At 71.6% G+C, this 16295-nt stretch carries 16 protein-coding genes; 13 read left to right on the top strand and 3 right to left on the bottom strand.

Annotated elements, in window-relative coordinates:
• Window positions 1-2: 2 nt before the first annotated feature.
• Window positions 3-470: an SUKH-4 family immunity protein gene (locus AS850_RS00935; protein ID WP_119867428.1), complete on the bottom strand. Its 468-nt coding sequence runs from the start codon at window positions 468-470 to the stop codon at window positions 3-5.
• A 122-nt stretch (window positions 471-592) separates the two neighbouring features.
• Here AS850_RS00935 and AS850_RS00940 point away from each other — a divergent pair, with 122 nt between their 5' ends.
• From AS850_RS00940 to AS850_RS00950, 3 genes are all read left to right on the top strand, one after another.
• Window positions 593-949, top strand: a complete 357-nt coding sequence (locus AS850_RS00940) for a PRC-barrel domain-containing protein (protein ID WP_119867429.1) — start codon at window positions 593-595, stop codon at window positions 947-949.
• Window positions 950-1088: 139 nt separating this feature from the next.
• A complete protein-coding gene (locus AS850_RS00945) occupies window positions 1089-2174 on the top strand; it encodes an alkene reductase (RefSeq protein WP_119867430.1) in 1086 nt (361 codons plus the stop codon).
• A gap of 164 nt (window positions 2175-2338) precedes the next feature.
• A complete protein-coding gene (locus tag AS850_RS00950; RefSeq protein WP_123955408.1) occupies window positions 2339-3067 on the top strand; it encodes a ScbR family autoregulator-binding transcription factor in 729 nt (242 codons plus the stop codon).
• Between the two features lie 354 nt (window positions 3068-3421).
• On the opposite strand, the gene AS850_RS00955 is transcribed toward AS850_RS00950, so the two are convergent.
• On the bottom strand, window positions 3422-3712 hold the full coding sequence (locus tag AS850_RS00955) for a hypothetical protein (RefSeq protein WP_123955409.1): 291 nt from the start codon (window positions 3710-3712) through the stop codon (window positions 3422-3424).
• Window positions 3713-3798: 86 nt separating this feature from the next.
• Entirely contained in the window at window positions 3799-4830 is a 1032-nt protein-coding gene (locus AS850_RS00960; protein ID WP_119867433.1) for a glycosyl hydrolase family 18 protein, read from the bottom strand.
• Between the two features lie 903 nt (window positions 4831-5733).
• Between AS850_RS00960 and AS850_RS00965 the strand changes: the two genes are divergently transcribed.
• The 10 genes from AS850_RS00965 to AS850_RS01010 all read left to right on the top strand — a co-directional run bounded on the left by AS850_RS00965 (window position 5734) and on the right by AS850_RS01010 (window position 16227).
• The gene (locus AS850_RS00965) at window positions 5734-6576 is read left to right on the top strand and encodes a glycosyltransferase family 2 protein (protein ID WP_119867434.1); all 843 of its coding nucleotides are present in this window, start codon (window positions 5734-5736) and stop codon (window positions 6574-6576) included.
• Complete coding sequence (locus tag AS850_RS00970) at window positions 6573-7550, top strand: glycosyltransferase (protein ID WP_119867435.1); 978 nt, start codon at window positions 6573-6575, stop codon at window positions 7548-7550. Before AS850_RS00965 ends, AS850_RS00970 begins: the two co-directional genes overlap by 4 nt.
• Window positions 7547-8890: a glycosyltransferase family 2 protein gene (locus tag AS850_RS00975; RefSeq protein ID WP_236940788.1), complete on the top strand. Its 1344-nt coding sequence runs from the start codon at window positions 7547-7549 to the stop codon at window positions 8888-8890. The genes AS850_RS00970 and AS850_RS00975 overlap by 4 nt, the downstream gene beginning before the upstream one ends.
• 290 nt (window positions 8891-9180) lie before the next feature.
• Window positions 9181-10179, top strand: a complete 999-nt coding sequence (locus tag AS850_RS16650) for a DUF2510 domain-containing protein (RefSeq protein ID WP_216819824.1) — start codon at window positions 9181-9183, stop codon at window positions 10177-10179.
• A gap of 62 nt (window positions 10180-10241) precedes the next feature.
• On the top strand, window positions 10242-10565 hold the full coding sequence (locus tag AS850_RS00985) for a hypothetical protein (protein ID WP_119867436.1): 324 nt from the start codon (window positions 10242-10244) through the stop codon (window positions 10563-10565).
• Window positions 10566-10689: 124 nt separating this feature from the next.
• Window positions 10690-10977: a hypothetical protein gene (locus AS850_RS00990; protein WP_216819825.1), complete on the top strand. Its 288-nt coding sequence runs from the start codon at window positions 10690-10692 to the stop codon at window positions 10975-10977.
• A gap of 102 nt (window positions 10978-11079) precedes the next feature.
• Window positions 11080-12255: an alcohol dehydrogenase catalytic domain-containing protein gene (locus AS850_RS00995; protein ID WP_119867438.1), complete on the top strand. Its 1176-nt coding sequence runs from the start codon at window positions 11080-11082 to the stop codon at window positions 12253-12255.
• A gap of 50 nt (window positions 12256-12305) precedes the next feature.
• Entirely contained in the window at window positions 12306-13196 is an 891-nt protein-coding gene (locus AS850_RS01000) for a hypothetical protein (protein WP_119867439.1), read from the top strand.
• 377 nt (window positions 13197-13573) lie between these two features.
• The gene (locus AS850_RS01005; protein WP_236940789.1) at window positions 13574-15499 is read left to right on the top strand and encodes a glycosyltransferase family 2 protein; all 1926 of its coding nucleotides are present in this window, start codon (window positions 13574-13576) and stop codon (window positions 15497-15499) included.
• A complete protein-coding gene (locus AS850_RS01010; protein ID WP_119867440.1) occupies window positions 15496-16227 on the top strand; it encodes an HlyD family efflux transporter periplasmic adaptor subunit in 732 nt (243 codons plus the stop codon). The genes AS850_RS01005 and AS850_RS01010 overlap by 4 nt, the downstream gene beginning before the upstream one ends.
• Window positions 16228-16295 lie beyond the last annotated feature (68 nt).

Consider the following 16295-nt stretch of genomic DNA (forward strand, 5'->3'; position numbering starts at 1 on the left):
GCTCAGCGCCTCGCCGCGACCTCGTCGAGGACGCGCGACCACCACGAGCCGGCCGCGAGGGCCTTCTCGTCGGCGGCCGCCAGCTCGGCGCGCAGGGCGGCCAGCCGCGTCTCGCGCGGCACCGGCGTCGGGGCGGGGACCGCAGGAGCCGCGTCCCCGCGCTGCAGGGCCGCCAGCCGCTCCCGGGCCTCCGCCTTCGTCATCGGGGCGGGTGCCGCGGGCCGGTCGCCGGCGTAGTAGCGGCCGAACGCCGCGAGGAACTCCCGGAGCGCCGGCAGGTCGCGGTTCAGCTCGAGCGGGTTGCGGCCGCCCGGATCGACCAGCACGACGCGGCCGTCGTCGCGGACCGCGAGGCGCTCGGCATCGAGGCTCCACACGTGCCCCACGAGCGTGCCCGTCGCGTCGCCGATGCGCTGCGGACCGGCGGGTGCGTCGTAGAGCTCGATGCCGAATCGCGGGTCGCTGGTCACACCAGAGGCTAGCGCGACGACGACGTGCCCCGGAACGCCCCGTCGTCAGCCGCTCGGAGGCCGCGTCGGACTAGCGTCGACCCTGACACGCGGCCCTGCCCCCGTGCGAGAGAGGACACCCCATGTTCGAGCCCGAGAACATCCGCGACTGGCTGGGCCTGCCCGTGGTCGACGTCGACGGAGACAAGGTCGGCACTCTGGAGAGCATCTACTTCGACACCGCGACCGAGACGCCCGCCTTCGCGACGGTCACCCAGGGCATCCTGGGCCGGAGCCGCCTCACCTTCGTCCCGCTGCAGGGTGCCACGGTCGCCCCCAAGCACCTCAAGGTCGCCGTCGGCAAGAAGCTCGTCAAGGACGCCCCGTCGATCGACACCGACGGCGAGCTCGAGGCGTCGCGCGAGCCCGCGATCTTCGAGCACTACGGCCTGACCTACACCCCCGGTGCGACCGGAGAGCGTCGCCTCGGTCGCCGCTGACGTCCCGGCCCCGCGGATCCTGCGGTGGCGACGCCCGGCGGACACCCAGCGCACCTGGAATACCGTCGGGCGTCGTCCGGTTGCATCGGGCGATCAGGAACGCCACCGCGTTCACGACCGCCACGAAAGGCACCGCTTCATGGATCTCTTCTCGCCCGTCACCTTCGGGGACCTCCACCTCGCCAACCGCATCACGATGGCGCCGCTGACGCGCATGCGCTCCAGCGAGACCGGCGTCCCCGGCGACCTCGTCGCGGAGTACTACACGCAGCGCGCCGGCCTCGGTCTGATCGTGACGGAGGGCGTCTGGCCGGTCCAGGAGTCACGGGCGTACGCCGGTCAGCCCGGCATCGAGACCGACGAGCAGGTCGAGGCCTGGCAGCGGGTCACCGACTCGGTCCACGCGGCCGGCGGCGTGATCGTCCTCCAGCTCATGCACGGCGGGCGCGTCTCGCACCCCGACATCACCGGGACCGACCGCATCGTCGCCCCGAGCGCCGTCGCCATCGACGGCGAGGTCCACACGCCCAAGGGCAAGGCGGCCTTCCCCGTGCCGCACGCGCTCACCCTCGACGAGCTCGAGACCGTCAAGCAGGAGTTCGTCGTGGGCGCGCGCAACGCCATCCGCGCCGGCTTCGACGGCGTCGAGATCCACTCCGCCAACGGCTACCTGCTCCACGAGTTCCTCTCGCCGGTCTCCAACGTCCGCGACGACCAGTACGGCGGCAGCCCGGAGAACCGCGCCCGCTTCGTCATCGAGGTCACCAAGGCCGTCCGCGAGGCCATCGGCGCCGGGCGCACCGGGATCCGCATCTCGCCGGCCCACAACATCCAGGACGTCTTCGAGCGCGACGCCGACGACGTCCGCGCGACCTACGACGCCCTCGTCGACGGAATCGCGCCGCTCGGCCTCGCCTACGTCAGCATCCTGCAGCAGGATCTCGAGGGCGCCCTCGTCCAGGATCTCCGCACCCGCTTCGGCGGCCCCTTCATCGTCAACTCCGGCTTCTCGTCGGTGACGACGCGCGAGGAGGCGCTGACCCTCCTCGACGGCGCGCACGCCGACGCCGTCGCCGTGGGACGCCTCGCGATCTCCAACCCCGACCTCGCCGACCGCTGGCGCCTCGAGGCCCCGGTGAACGAGCCCGACCCGTCGACGTTCTACTCGCCCGGCGCCGCCGGCTACACCGACTACCCGACGCTGGCCGTCGCCGCGCAGGCGTAGTCGCGAAGGCGTAGTCGATCGAGGGGCGGGATGCCGGGCATCCCGCCCCTCGTCCGTTCCATCTCCGTCGGTGCCGGCGCGGCCGATCGCGGGTAGCCTGAGCGTGCGCGGGACGGAACCGCCCGCGGGGGTGGATCAGAACCGAACACGACGGAATCCGAACTGTGGCAGCACTCGAGCGCCCTGACCAGGCGCATGGGCACGACGAAGACGACCCCGGCGGATCAGCGCCGCAGGAGGCGTCGGTCGCGCCCGGCAGGCCCCGCCAGGAGCGCGCGCAGGCGACGATGGCGGCGATCGTCCGGGCCGCCGCCACGATGTTCGCGGAGCGTGGCTACGCCCGTACGACCCTCGACCTCGTCTCCGTCGAGGCCGGCGTCACGAAGGGCGCCCTCTACTTCCACTTCGCCTCCAAGCACGACCTCGCGAACGCGGTGATCGCGGCGGAGCTCGACACGCTGCGGGCGGACGCCGCAGCCGTGCTCGAGCTGGGCAGGCCTGCGCTCGAGGCGGGCATCCTGCTCAGCGGCGTCTTCACGCGGAAGCTGACGACCGACGTCGTCGTCCGGGCCGGGGTCAAGCTCACGACCGAGGAGCTCTACTCGCACCTCGACATCGGGGCGGCCTACGAGGCGTGGTCGGTACTCTACGACGACCTGTTCGCCCGCGCCGTCGAGGAGGGCGACGTCGTGGCGGATCTCGATCCCGCCATGCTGTCGCGGTTCCTGGTCGCCGCGTTCACGGGCGTGCACGTCGTCGCGAACGCCGTCGGCGGCGACGCCGACGTCTACGCGCGGGTGCGGGAGATGTGGACGGTCGTGCTCCGGGCCGTCGTCGTCCCGGAGCGGCTGCCTCTCTACAAGGACCTCCCGGCGACCATCCGACCCGCGTGATCGGGCCGCGGCCGCTGCGGATTCCGGCTGCCCTCGTTCCGGGGGCTGGATAAGAACCATCCGGTATGGTTCGATCGGGGAAGCGGCACCGAGGAGCCGCGCATCACCGGGGCGAGCTGCCGGTGCGAGGGTCCAGGGGGACTTCGCCCGGCACCTCTCCGGTGGCCTCCCTGGGAGGCCCACACAGGCCGACGCGTACGTTAGACGGGCCGCCGCGGCATTCGCCCGAATCGAAGCCGTTCTTCCCGAAGTGCAGACGCCGAACCCTAGCGGCGTTCTCTGCGGAGGTGGTCGTACGCCCTCCCGCCCGCGCCGACAGCACGGTCGCCGGAGGGCGTACTCGCGGGGCGGCTCCTACTCGTAGGTGCGGAGGAGCCGCCACCGCTCGCCCCAGGGGTCGCGGCTCACGTCGAACACGAGCGACTCGCCGCCCTCGCCGGTGCCCTGGAAGCGCCACGACTCACGCGGCTCCGGTGGATGCGTGATCGCCGGATCGAACACGGCGTCGGTCTGCCACCCGGGGTACGTCGGGCTGAGGCGCGTCGGCACGTCGCTCACCCGGTAGCGGCGGGCCCGCCAGACCAGCCGCTGGGGCACGCCCTCGGCGGAGACCCACACCATCACGGACTCGTCGACCCTCGTCATCGTCTCCACCGTGCTCCCTTCGATCGAACATACGTTCGAATGAGGAGACTCTACGTCGAAGGACGCCGACGCGCCAACCCCGTTCGTCAGCTCGCGCGTTTCACCGGATCGGCCGTCGCGAGCTGCCAGAACGCCAGCCCGTGCAGCTTCTTCGAGACGGCGAGGTTCGCCCGGACGGAGAGCGACCGGGCGTCCGACCACCAGAGCACCGTGCCGTCCTGGAGCTTGGCGGTCCACTCGCCCTGCGCGGCCACCCATCGTGCGCGATCGCCGGCGGTCTTCCGGGCCTCGGCCGGGGTGACGACGCTCCCGGAGCCGTCCGCCTTCCAGCTGTAGCCGTAGCCGGCGACCCCGAGGTCGATCTTCGCGGGGCGGACGAGCGAGGTCATCGCCCCGAGCGCCTGCGTCGCCCACGGCAGGCCGCCGACCGGCCCGGCCGCGCTGAAGCCCACGCCGTGCTCGTCGTACGCCATCAGGACGAAGCGGTCGATCGACGCGTCCAGCTTCGCGAGGTCGTACCCCGCCGCCTCGTAGCCGTCGGCGGTGTCGGAGGCGGAGACGGCCATCGAGATGGTCGCGGTCCGCGGGAGGGTGGAGCGGAGCTCGGAGGCGAACGAGACGAGATCGGCGGCGTTCGCCGACGTCAGGCTCTCCAGGTCGAGCTGAACGCCGTCGTAGCCGCCGTGCTCGACCTCCCCGGCGAGCCCCGCGATCACGAACTGCCGGTTCGCCTCGCTCGACAGCATGGCCGTGGCGATGTCCGGGCTGAAGTCGCCCTTGGCGGCGTCGACGTTCGTGACGAGCAGCTCGCCCTTCGCGCCGCCGTCGTGCGCGGCCTTCAGGAGGTCCAGGTCCCCCGCCGTCGAGGCGGCGACCCCCTCGCCCTGGGCCGTGAGGTTCACGCCGGAGATGCCGACCGTGTCGATCGCCCGGGCGTCGCGCGCGAGGGCCCGGGTCGAGGCGGCTCCCTCCACCCCGTACGCCTCCACGTGGAGGGAGGAGGGGATCGAGGCGACGTTCGAGGCGGTTCCCTGGGCCCCCGTGCATCCTGCGGTGAGCGCCACGACGGCGAGGGCCGCCCCGGCGACGGCGGCTCGAACGAGGTGCTGACGGGTCATGCGACGAGGTTATCGGCCGCGCGAGGGCCCCGGCTGGACCCCCACTTCGGGTGTGGTCGGTGTCGTCCGGGTGAATTCTTCGGACGGGCGCGGGGGCATCCCCGGCGGCCCTTCCGGCGCGACCGGGTGACACCGCGGGGCCTCCGGCCGACGGGCGCAGGATGCCCGTGCCCGGCGTTCTCACAAAGTCCGGGGTACACCCGGCACTTCTGTCGGCCAAAAGGAGGACACGATTCCCCCTCGTGTCGGCACAAAGGAGGACACGGCGCGGTCCTGTCCGCCCGAGGCCCCGGCGATGCGCAGGAGCCGCGGTCGAGCCTCCCCGGAGGGGCCGTCAGCGAGCCGGGCGGAAGCGGCGGCAGTCGCACAGACTGCAGTCCGTCCCGCGCCGATAGTGCTCGTGGGCCTCGTCCACGTGTCCGCAGAGGCAGACCGGAGCGGTCGGGTTCGGGTCGGACGGCATGGTTCCCGTTTCGTACGGCGGGCGGGCTGGGGACGGTTCTCGGGCGCGTTTCGGGGCCGCCCGTGTCCCCACCTTAACCCGGGAGGCCGCTCGGACCGCCGCCCGCGGGGTCGGGGTACGTCGCGGCCGGAGGCCCTTCGCGGGGTCCGCCGTCCCCCGGGTGCGGGTCGGGTGACAGGGCGACGGTCCGCCCTCGGAGGGCCGGGGTCGGGGGTTGGTCGTGACCCCCGCACGAGGGGGTGTCAGGCGCTCTCGGCACCGCGCTAGGTTGGCCACACCCGACGACGAGACGGTGCCGACCCGAAAACGGCATCACCTCGTCGGCAGGAGCCGACACCCCCGAATCCCGGCTCCGATCGCCGGCACGACGACCCGAAGAACTCGTCCGGCGATCTCCGCACCACCGCCCCCGAATCAGCCCTTACCCGAACGGCTCACCCATGTCTCTCCGTGCTTCGCTGCGCCCTGCCGACCCCACCATCTCGATCATCGTCCCGACCCGCAACGAGGCGAAGAACCTCGAGGTCATCCTCCCGCTGCTCCCCGCGGTCCACGAGGTCATCCTCGTCGACGGCAACTCGGTCGACGGCACCGTCGAGACCGCCCTGCGCGTCCTGCCCGGCATCAAGGTCGTCCACCAGACCCGCAAGGGCAAGGGCAACGCCCTGGCCTGCGGCTTCGAGGCGGCCACCGGCGACATCATCGTCATGTTCGACGCCGACGGCTCCGCCGACCCCGCCGAGATCCCCGCCTTCGTCGACGCGCTCCTGAAGGGCGCCGACGTCGCCAAGGGCAGCCGCTTCCGCAAGGGCGGCGGCTCGGAGGACCTCACGCTCTTCCGCTCCACCGGCAACCTCGGCCTCAACCTGATCTGCAACGTGCTGCTCGGGACGAAGTACACGGACCTCTGCTACGGCTACAACGCCTTCTGGCGCGACGTCCTCCCCGCCATCGACCTGCTCCCGTCGACCCTGGCCGCGCCGGCCGGCGGCGGCATGCTGTGGGGCGACGGCTTCGAGATCGAGACGATCCTCACCTGCCGCATGGCCGCCGCCGAGCTCCGTGTCACGGAGGTCCCCAGCTTCGAGAAGAACCGCATCCACGGCGAGTCGAACCTCAACGCCATCAGCGACGGCATCCGCGTCCTCAAGACGATCATCGACGAGAAGCGCCGCGAGAACGCGAGCGCCGCCCGCGTCCGTCGCGAGCCCGCCCTCGACGCCGCCGACGCGACCGACGTCACCGCCCCCATCCGCATCCCGGCCGAGCAGGAAGTCGCGTGACCGCCTCGACCCCCACGGTCTCCGTGATCGTCTGCGCGTACACGCAGCGTCGCTGGCAGGACCTCCAGGACTCCGTCGAGTCCGCCCGCGCGCAGGCCGAGGCGACCGAGGTGATCGTCGTCATCGACCACGAGCCCGCGCTCCTGGCGATGGCCCAGGACCGCTGGCCCACGCTCACCGTGATCGCCAACGAGCAGACGCAGGGCCTCTCCGGAGCCCGCAACACCGGCGTCGGCCACGCGACCTCCGAGATCGTCGCCTTCCTCGACGACGACGCCACGGCCGACGCCGACTGGCTCACCTGGATGCTCGACTCGTTCAGCGACCCGAACGTCGCCGGCGTCGGTGGCCACGCCGAGCCCGTCTGGCCCGACGCCAAGGGCCCCGCGCTCTACGCGGACGAGCTGCTCTGGATCGTCGGCTGCAGCTACCGCGGCCTCCCCACCGAGCACGCCGACGTCCGCAACGTCATCGGCTGCACCATGGCGTTCCGCCGCGCCGCGATCGTCACCGCCGGCGGGTTCTCGACGGCCGTGGGTCGCGTGGGCAACATCCCCCTGGGCGGCGAGGAGACCGAACTCTGCATCACGATCCGCCAGGCGGATCCTGCCGCCCGGATCTGCTACGAACCGATGTCGCTCGTCAACCACCGCGTCTCCGCCGACCGCGCCACCTGGCGCTACCTCAGCCGTCGGAGCTTCTACGAGGGCGTCTCCAAGGCCGTGCTCAGCCGGACCCTCGGCCGCGGCGACTCCCTCTCCAGCGAGTCGTCGTACCTGACCCGCGTGCTGCCCGGAGCCTTCCTCCGCGAGCTGTCGCGCACGGGTCGCGGCGGCGGCAAGCGCGCCGCGGCGATCGCCCTCACGGTCCTCGCGACCGTGGCCGGCTACGCTCTCGGCGCGGTCTCCGGGGCGAAGGCCTCGGACTCGGGCTCCGTCGTCAAGCAGCTCGAGAGGGCGGCGGTCGCACGATGATCGCCCTCCGCCTCGAGCGGCCGATGTCGAGCCCCTCGGCCCCGACCTGGTCGGGAGCCGTCTGGGTCGGGACGGTCGACGTCAACGACCTGAACGACCTCACGGGCGACGCGATCGCGCTCGGCGACAGCACGGGCTACGGGCGGGCACGGCTCCTGATCCGTCGCGCCCGCGCGGTCCTCGGCTTCGTCGAGCTGCCCATCGCCCCGCTCGGCGCCCTCGGAGGCACCGTCTCGGTCGACGACCTCCGCACCGCCGTGGGGAAGCTCCCGCGCGTCCCCGCCGCCATCGAGCCGCTGCACCTGCCCACGGTCACGGTGATCATCTGCACGCGGGACCGGCCGGAGCAGCTCCGCGGCGCCCTGACGTCGGTCCTGGCCCTCGACTACCCGGCGTTCGACGTCGTCGTGGTCGACAACGCCGGTGCGACCGACGAGACCGCCGAGCTCGTCCGGACCGAGTTCGCGGACCCGCGCGTCCGGCTCGTCCGCGAGCCCCTGGCGGGCCTCTCCCGAGCCCGGAACACGGGCCTCCTGGCCGCCGCGGGCGAGATCGTCGCCTACACGGACGACGACGTGGTCGTCGACCGCGACTGGCTGCGCGGCCTCGTGAGCGGCTTCGCCCGCGGCGAGGACGTCTCCTGCGTCACCGGCCTCGTGCCGAGCGGCGAGCTCCGCACGCCCGTGCAGCGCTTCTTCGACGACCGGGTGAGCTGGTCGCGCAACCTGGTGTCGCGCGAGTTCCGCCTCGCGGACCCGCCGCTCGATCTCGCCATGTTCCCGTTCTCGGTGGGCGAGTTCGGCACCGGTGCGAACTTCGCCCTCCGTCGGTCGTCGGCCATCTCCCTCGGGGGATTCGACACGGCGTTCGGCGTCGGGACCCGCACCGGTGGCGGCGAGGACCTCGACGTCTTCACCCGCGTTCTCTTCGCCGGAGACGCGCTGGTGGTCGAGCCCTCGGCTCTCGTCTGGCACCGCCACCGCTCCGACCTCGGGGCGCTGCGGGCGCAGGCCGTCGGTTACGGGGTCGGCCTCGGGGCCTGGCTCACCAAGGTGGCCCTCACGCCGGCGATGCTGCGCGTGGCCGTCCGCCGTGCCCCCGACGCCGCCCGGCGACTCGTCGCCAAGGGCGGCGGGACCCTGGAGTCGGGCGACGTCCCGGCGCAGCCCGCGACCGGACTCGACGGAGGGACCGACTGGGCCCGCGCCGTGTCGAAGGTGGGCTGGATCGAACTCCTCAGCGTGGCCAAGGGACCGTTGCGTTACCTGCGTCAGCGCTGGGACGGCACGGGCCTGATCGACCCGGGCGCGAGGGCCGCCGCACTCGCCCGTCGGGCGTAGGGGCTCGACGGTCTGGACAAGCGGCCGGGGGAGGATCATGATTCCTCCAGCACGGATCATCCGCGCGGCGGCTCCGGCGCGCGGCAACTCCTCGACGCGAGGCGAACTGGCAAGGGTGCCGGGGGCCGTCTCCGTCCGAGGTCACCGATGTCGGGACACAGCGGTGGCGCCGAGTTGCCGCGTACCCGGGTCGCCGCGCGTCGTGCTGTCCCCGGGTCTCCCGGGTCGCTGCAAGGCGCCCGCCCGTAGGCTGGACACTCCCCGACACCGACACTCCTGAAGGACGACACGTGAGCGACTCGACCGGAAACGCAGCGCCGCAGCCCGGCTGGTACCCCAACCCCTCGGGCGACCCCGGCTACCGCTGGTGGGACGGCCGCGGCTGGACCGAGCACGTCCGCGCCCCCGAGCCGACCGCCGGCCTCCACCAGCACGACGCCGTGCCCGAGGCCGCGGCGACGCCCGAGCCCAGCGCCGGCCCCGCCCCGGTGCCCGCGCCCAGCTCCGTCACCGAGCCCGAGACCGTCGTGCCGGAGGCCACCGCGCGCGGAGGGCAGGAGCCGCGGGACGACGACCGCCCGGCCTACGGCGAGCGCCTTCCCGGCCACGGCGCCTCGGGGGCGCAGACGCCTGCGGCCTCCGCGCAGCCGCAGCAGCCCGTCTACGGGCAGCAGCAGGGCTACGGACAGCAGTACGGCTACGGGCAGCAGCAGGGTTACGGCCAGCAATACGGCCAGCAGGGTTACGGCCAGCAGCAGTACGGCCAGCAGCCCGCCTACGGGCAGCAGTACGGTGCCCGCACGTTCCCCAAGGCGCCCGAGGGGGCGAAGACGAACACGTGGCAGATCATCGTGATCCTCGTCCTGCCGATCGTGTCGCTGATCCTGAGCGCAGTGTCGGTCACAGCTCTCATCCCGACCTTCACCAGCTACCTCGCCGAGATCCAGCGGACGAACGGCCAGGGCGTCCCCAGGATCAGCTATCCGCCGATCTACTACGTCACGTCGGTGCTCAGCTTCGTCCTCTACTTCGTCTCCGTGCTCCTGGCCTTCCTCGACTGGCGCGCACTCGGACGCGTCGGGATCGCCCGCCCGTTCTTCTGGGCCTGGGCCTTCCTCGGCTGGATCGTCTACGCCATCGGTCGCGCAGTCGTCGTGCACCGCCGCTCCGGCAAGGGCCTCTGGCCGATCTGGGTCGCGATCGGGATCGTCGCGCTCGGCCTCATCATCAACATCGCCCTCGCCGCGGGCGTCGTGTCCGGCATCAGCGGGTCGATCCCGACCCGCTGACACCGATCGCACCTGACCGTAGCCTCCGATCACCGGGCCGCGGCCGGGGTACCGTCCACCGCATGGATCAGCTCACCGAGAAAGAGGCGGTCTCCCTGGCGCTCGCGCTCGTGGGAGTGGCCACCGCGGCGGTCGACGGCGGAACGGATGCGCGCGACGCCAGCGACCGGGGCTTCGTCGAGCTCGTCGACCGGCTCTGCGACGTGCCCCTGACGGAGCGACAGGCGAGCGTCATCGAGACCATCGGGACGGCCAGCGCGGCCCTCACCGCGGGACTGGGAAGCGCCGTCGCCGTCGAGCACGGCTGCGACGTCCAGCACGTGCTCGGTCTCGCGGCCCAGGCGGTTCTCGACCAATCGCCGAACGGTGGCTCCCCGGCCCGCTGAGCGGGCCTCATACTCGATTCATCGGTCCCTGAGACCCGGTTCACACGGGCGAGGATCACTCTCGGGGAGGATGCCGAATCGGCCCGGGTGCTGTGGAGTGGATCCTGACGGGATGGGGGCGAGGGTGAACGCGTACGGCGAACTGGCACGCGATCTCTGGCGGGCCGCCGACGAGCGCCGATTCCTCGCCATGGAGGGTCGCGACGAGTTCTTCGCCGAGCTGGGCACCCGGGTCGAGATCCGCGTCTCGGAGCTGGTCCCGGTCTTCGCGGGCGACGCCCCGGCGAACGAGACGAGCCGCTTCCGCGAGCGCCGACTCCGCAGCGCCAAGAAGCAGGCCGAGGAGGTCGCCTACCAGGAGCTCATCTTCTCGCAGTCGGTGGTTCCCGCCGCGGAGTACGCCGACGCCTGAGCCCTGAGCCCTGAGCCCTGAGCCCTGAGCTGCGAGCGGCGAGGCGATCTCGTCGTGTACCCCGATGCATGTCGCGGATCGGCGACGGCGTAGACGGGACGGATGCGAGCACTCACGTATCAGGCCCCCACCCACGTCAGCGTCGAGGACGTCCCCGCCCCCACCATCGTGGAGCCGGGCGACGCGATCATCAAGGTCACGTCCGCGGCGATCTGCGGCAGCGACCTGCACCTCTACGACGTCTTCGGCCCGTACCTCGACAGGGGCGACGTCCTCGGTCACGAGACGATGGGCATCATCACCGAGATCGGACCCGGGGTCACGCGGTTCGCGGTCGGCGACCGCGTCGTCGTGCCCTTCGTCATCGCCTGCGGCGACTGCTTCATGTGCGACCGCGGCCTGTTCTCCCAGTGCGAGACGACGCAGGTCACCGCCTACGACTCTGGAGCGACCCTTTACGGGTACACCAAGCTCTACGGGCAGGTCCCCGGTGGCCAGGCCGAGTTCCTCGGGATCAAGCGCGCCGACGCGAACCTCATCAAGGTCGGGACCGAGCTCCCGGACGACCGGTACCTCTTCCTCAGCGACATCCTCCCCACCGCCTGGCAGGGCGTCGAGTACGCCGACGTTCCCGAGAACGGGACCCTCGTCGTGCTCGGCCTCGGCCCCGTCGGCCAGTTCGCGGCCCGCATCGGGGTCCACCGCGGCTACCGGGTGATCGCCGTCGACCCCGTTCCCGAGCGACGCGCCCTCGCTGCCCGCCACGGCGTCGAGGTGCTCGACCTGACGCAGGACGTCGCGACTCGGATCAAGGACCTCACCGACGGGCGCGGCCCGGACTCCGTCGTCGACGCGGTCGGGATGGAAGCCCACGACCACGGTGCGGTCAGCCTCTTCCAGAAGGCGGCCACCCTGCTCCCCGATAAGGTCGCGCAGCCCCTCCTGCAGAAGGCGGGCGTCGACAGCCTCGGTGCGATGCACCTGGCGTTCGAGATCGTGCGGCGCGGCGGGACGGTGTCGCTCAGCGGCGTCTACGGCGGCACCGCCGACCCGACGCCCTTCCTCACGCTGTTCGACAAGCAGGTGGCCATCCGCATGGGCCAGTGCAACGTCCACGCCTGGACCGAGACCCTCCTCCCCCTGGTGGAGGACCCCTCGGACCCGCTCGGCACGGAGGACCTCGTCACGCACCGCGTGCCGCTCGACCGGGCGCCCGAGATGTACGACACCTTCAAGAAGAAGCAGGACGGCTGCATCAAGGTCGTCCTCGAGCCGTAGGGGGTGGGCCGCGGGGCGAGGACGAGCGCCACGTCGGGGAGAATGGTCCGGTGACCTCGACTCCAGCCCCCGCCCTCGGTCTCCTCCTCGACGTCGACGGCCCGGTGGCCAGTCCCGTCACGAGGAGCATCAACATCCCCGCGATCACGCGCGACCTCGTCACCCTGGCCGGCCGGGGGATCCCCGTGGTGTTCAACACGGGCCGCTCCGACGCGTTCATCCGCGAGGAGGTCGTCGGGCCCATGATCGCGGCCGGCCTGCCCGCGGGGGCTCGCGTTCACGGGATCTGCGAGAAGGGCGCCGTCTGGTTCTCGATCGGTCCTCAGTTCGGAGCCTCCGGCATCGGCGAGGTCTCCGTCGATCGCAGCCTCTCCGTCCCGGCCGACTACAAGGTCGAGATGGAGCAGCTCGTCACGGAGCGCTTCGCGGACGTCGTGTTCTTCGACCGCACGAAGCACGCGATGGTCTCCGTCGAGCAGCTCACCAGCATCGACGGCGACCGGTACCTCCGAGACGTCCAGCCCGCCTTCGACGAGCTCGCCATGGCGGCCTTCACGCGGCGGGGCCTCGGTGTCCGCCGCCGCGACGACGAGCGGCCGGATGCCCGGGGCGACGTCCAGTGGCGGGTCGACCCGACCATCATCTCCACCGACGTCGAGTCGGTCCTCCTCGGGAAGGACCTCGGCGCGCGCCGCGCGCTCGAGCTGCTGCGCGCCGACGGCGAGCTCCCGCTCTCGTGGCGGACGGTCGGCGACTCGCGGAGCGACTACGCGATGGCCGACTGGCTGGACGAGCAGGGCCACGACGTCGCCCACGTCGACGTGCGCCCCGACGAGGGTGTCCCCGACAGGCCGTATCCCGTCCTCACGAGCGAGACGGGCGCCATCCACGACGAGGCCGGGGCCGAGTTCTTCGCGCGCTGGGTGCGCGAAACGGCTTAAGCCCCGGCTCACCTGCGGGTGGATAGCCGCCGCCCGAGGGTGAACCCTCGGGGGTGATCGGCGGGGCTCCCCGGTAAACAGTGTGTTTCCATCCGCTTTGAACCCCGAACGGGGGGCCTCCTTTTGGGGGACATGCCGCTAACGTGGCACCCACACCCCGACCGAACGGTTCGGGGACACGACGGAAGCACCACCGACCCGAATCGGGTGTGCTGCTCCGACGCAGAGGGGTCGACCACCCCTCCTCCCGATCGCACCTCGATCCGTCGAGGTGCTCCATCGTCGCCGCCGTAGCCGACACCGGCCTCATCGAGGGTCCGCTCACCCGGCGGCTCCCGCGAGGCCTTCTCCCTGCCCGAACGAGGAGAGAGCTCCGCATGTCCCGAACCATGCCCAGCGAACGCACGCGACCCGTGCGCCCCGCACCCCCGTCCCCCGTGCCGACCGCCCGCTCCCGCGCCGACCTCCGGCTCGAGCTCGAGCGCGCGCGCCTCGACGAGGAGGCGACCCGCCGTCCCGTGCGGGCGCCGAAGGTGCGCACCACGGAGCACCACACGATCTCCACCCGCTCCGAGTCGCGGACGCACTCGCCGGTGATGGTGCTGCTCGTGCTGATCTCGACCCTGGGCATCCTGCTGTACGCGCAGTTCCTGCTCAACCCGGCGAACCGCGGCGACCTGCTGCCGTACATCATGGTGATCGTCGCCGAGGCGGTCGTCATCGTCCAGGCGCTGCTGTCGATGTGGACGATCCTCTCCGGGGGCATCGACCCGCGCGACTTCGCCTTCCACCAGGCGCAGGAGCTCCTCTACGACGAGGACGAGATCGACCGCCTCGGGGTCCGCGACCAGCCGCACCTCTGGCCGATCGTCATCGACGGCGAGACGAAGACCGTCGACGTCTTCATCACGGCCTACGGCGAGGAGATCACGAAGATCGAGGCGACGCTGATCGCCGCGCTGGCGCTCCAGGGTCTCCACCGGACCTGGATCCTCGACGACGGGGCCAGCGACGAGGTCCGCGACCTCGCGGCCCGCCACAACGCGCGCTACGTCCGCCGCCTCACCAACCACGGGGCCAAGGCCGGGAACGTCAACCACGCCCTCGCGATCGCCAAGGGCGACTTCTTCGCGATCTTCGACGCCGACTTCGTGCCGCGGAGCCTCTTCCTGCACGAGACGGTGCCGTTCTTCGTGGACGACAAGGTCGCCTTCGTCCAGACCCCGCAGGTCTACGGCAACCTCGTCTCGCTCGTCTCGCGCGGCGCCGGCTACATGCAGTCGGTGTTCTACCGCTTCATCCAGCCGGGTCGGAACCGCTTCAACGCGGCCTTCTGCGTGGGGACGAACGTCATCTTCCGCCGCAGCGCCATCGACGAGATCGGCGGCATGGTCACCGACTCGAAGTCGGAGGACGTCTGGACGTCGCTCCACCTCCACGAGCGCGGCTGGCGTTCCATCTACATCCCGCTCACCCTCGCCATCGGGGACGCCCCGGAGACCATCGAGGCCTACTCGAAGCAGCAGCTCCGCTGGGCCACGGGCGGGTTCGAGATCCTGTTCCAGCACAACCCGTTCTCGCCGAAGCGCCGGCTCTCGATGGACCAGCGGCTCCAGTACATGGTCACGGCGACGAACTACCTCACGGGTATCGCTCCGCTCCTGCTCCTGCTGGTGCCGCCGATGGAGATCTTCTTCGATCTGCGCCCGATGAACCTGCACATCTCGGTGCTGCAGTGGCTGCTCTTCTACGCCGGCTTCTACCTGATGCAGATCCTGCTGGCGTTCTACACGCTCGGGTCGTTCCGGTACGAGGTGCTGATGCTCGCGACGGTGTCGTTCCCGATCTACGTGAAGGCCCTCTGGAACGTCATCTGCGGCAAGGACGAGGGCTGGAGCGTCACGGGCCGCAAGGGCCTGGCGAAGTCGCCGTTCAACTTCATCATCCCGCAGATGCTGTTCTGCCTCTTCCTGACGCTGACGAGCGTCGTGGCGGTCTACCGCGACGTGCAGAACGGCGTGCTCACGCTGGCGACCGTCTGGAACCTCCTGAACACGGGCATCCTGCTGTCGTTCATGGTGGCCGCCGGCCGCGAGGCCAAGACGCTGCGCGCGCAGAACCGCGAGGTCCTGCTCGGCAACGGCCAGGCTCCCGTCGTCCTGCCGGCCGCGAGCGCCCCCGCCGAGATCGAGTACCGCACGCGCATCGCGCGACCCGCCCCGCGCGTGGTCGCCCCCGTCCCAACCCCCTCCCACGCAGCCGCGCCCTCGCACGCTGCCACCGACGAAAGGGTCGCCTCATGACCTGGGCCAGTCGCCTCAAGCTCTTCGGCGGCTCGCTCGTCGTCCTCCTGATCGTCGCCGCCTCCACGGTCGTCTTCACGCAGCGCCAGTCGCAGGTCGTCTCGACCAGCGCCGCCATCGCCGCCGAGGAGTACGCCGTCGGCACCGACTACTCCGGCAACATCACGAAGCAGTACGTGACCGTCGGCGACACCGTCAAGAAGGGCGACAAGCTCTTCGACCTCAAGAGCCTCTCGGTCAAGCAGGACGTCTCGTCGCAGCTCCTCAGCTACGACTCGACGAGCTACTCGGTGCGACCCGACGGCACCATGACGTTCCTCGCGACCGTCTCCGGCCGCGTGTCGAAGATCGACACCAAGGAGGGCGGCTTCGTCACGGCCGGCGCCGACCTCGCCACCATCGACCGCTCCGGGAGCCTCTACGTGCTCGGCGACTACGCCCTCACCCCGCGCGACTACGAGCGGATCCGCCAGGGGGCCACCGTCGACCTGATGCTCCCGAACCAGACCGTCATCCCGGGGACCGTCAAGCAGATCAGCGTCACGACGACCGACGGCACGGCCCAGACCGAGATCCACGTCGCCAGCTCCGGCCTCACGCAGGGCTCCTACTCCGGCCTCGTGAACCCGGGCACCCCCGTCACGGCGACGCTCCACCTCCGCCAGGACGGCGTCTTCGCCGGAGCGCAGGATGCCCTGCTGCAGTTCGTCCAGAAGATCGGCCTGTAGCGATCCGCGCCCGCACCCGCGCCCCGCGCCGCCGCCTCGCCGCCCTCGCCCTCGCCCTGGGCGCAGCC

This window comes from Frondihabitans sp. 762G35 (assembly GCF_002074055.1).
Classification (GTDB): Bacteria; Actinomycetota; Actinomycetes; order Actinomycetales; family Microbacteriaceae; genus Frondihabitans.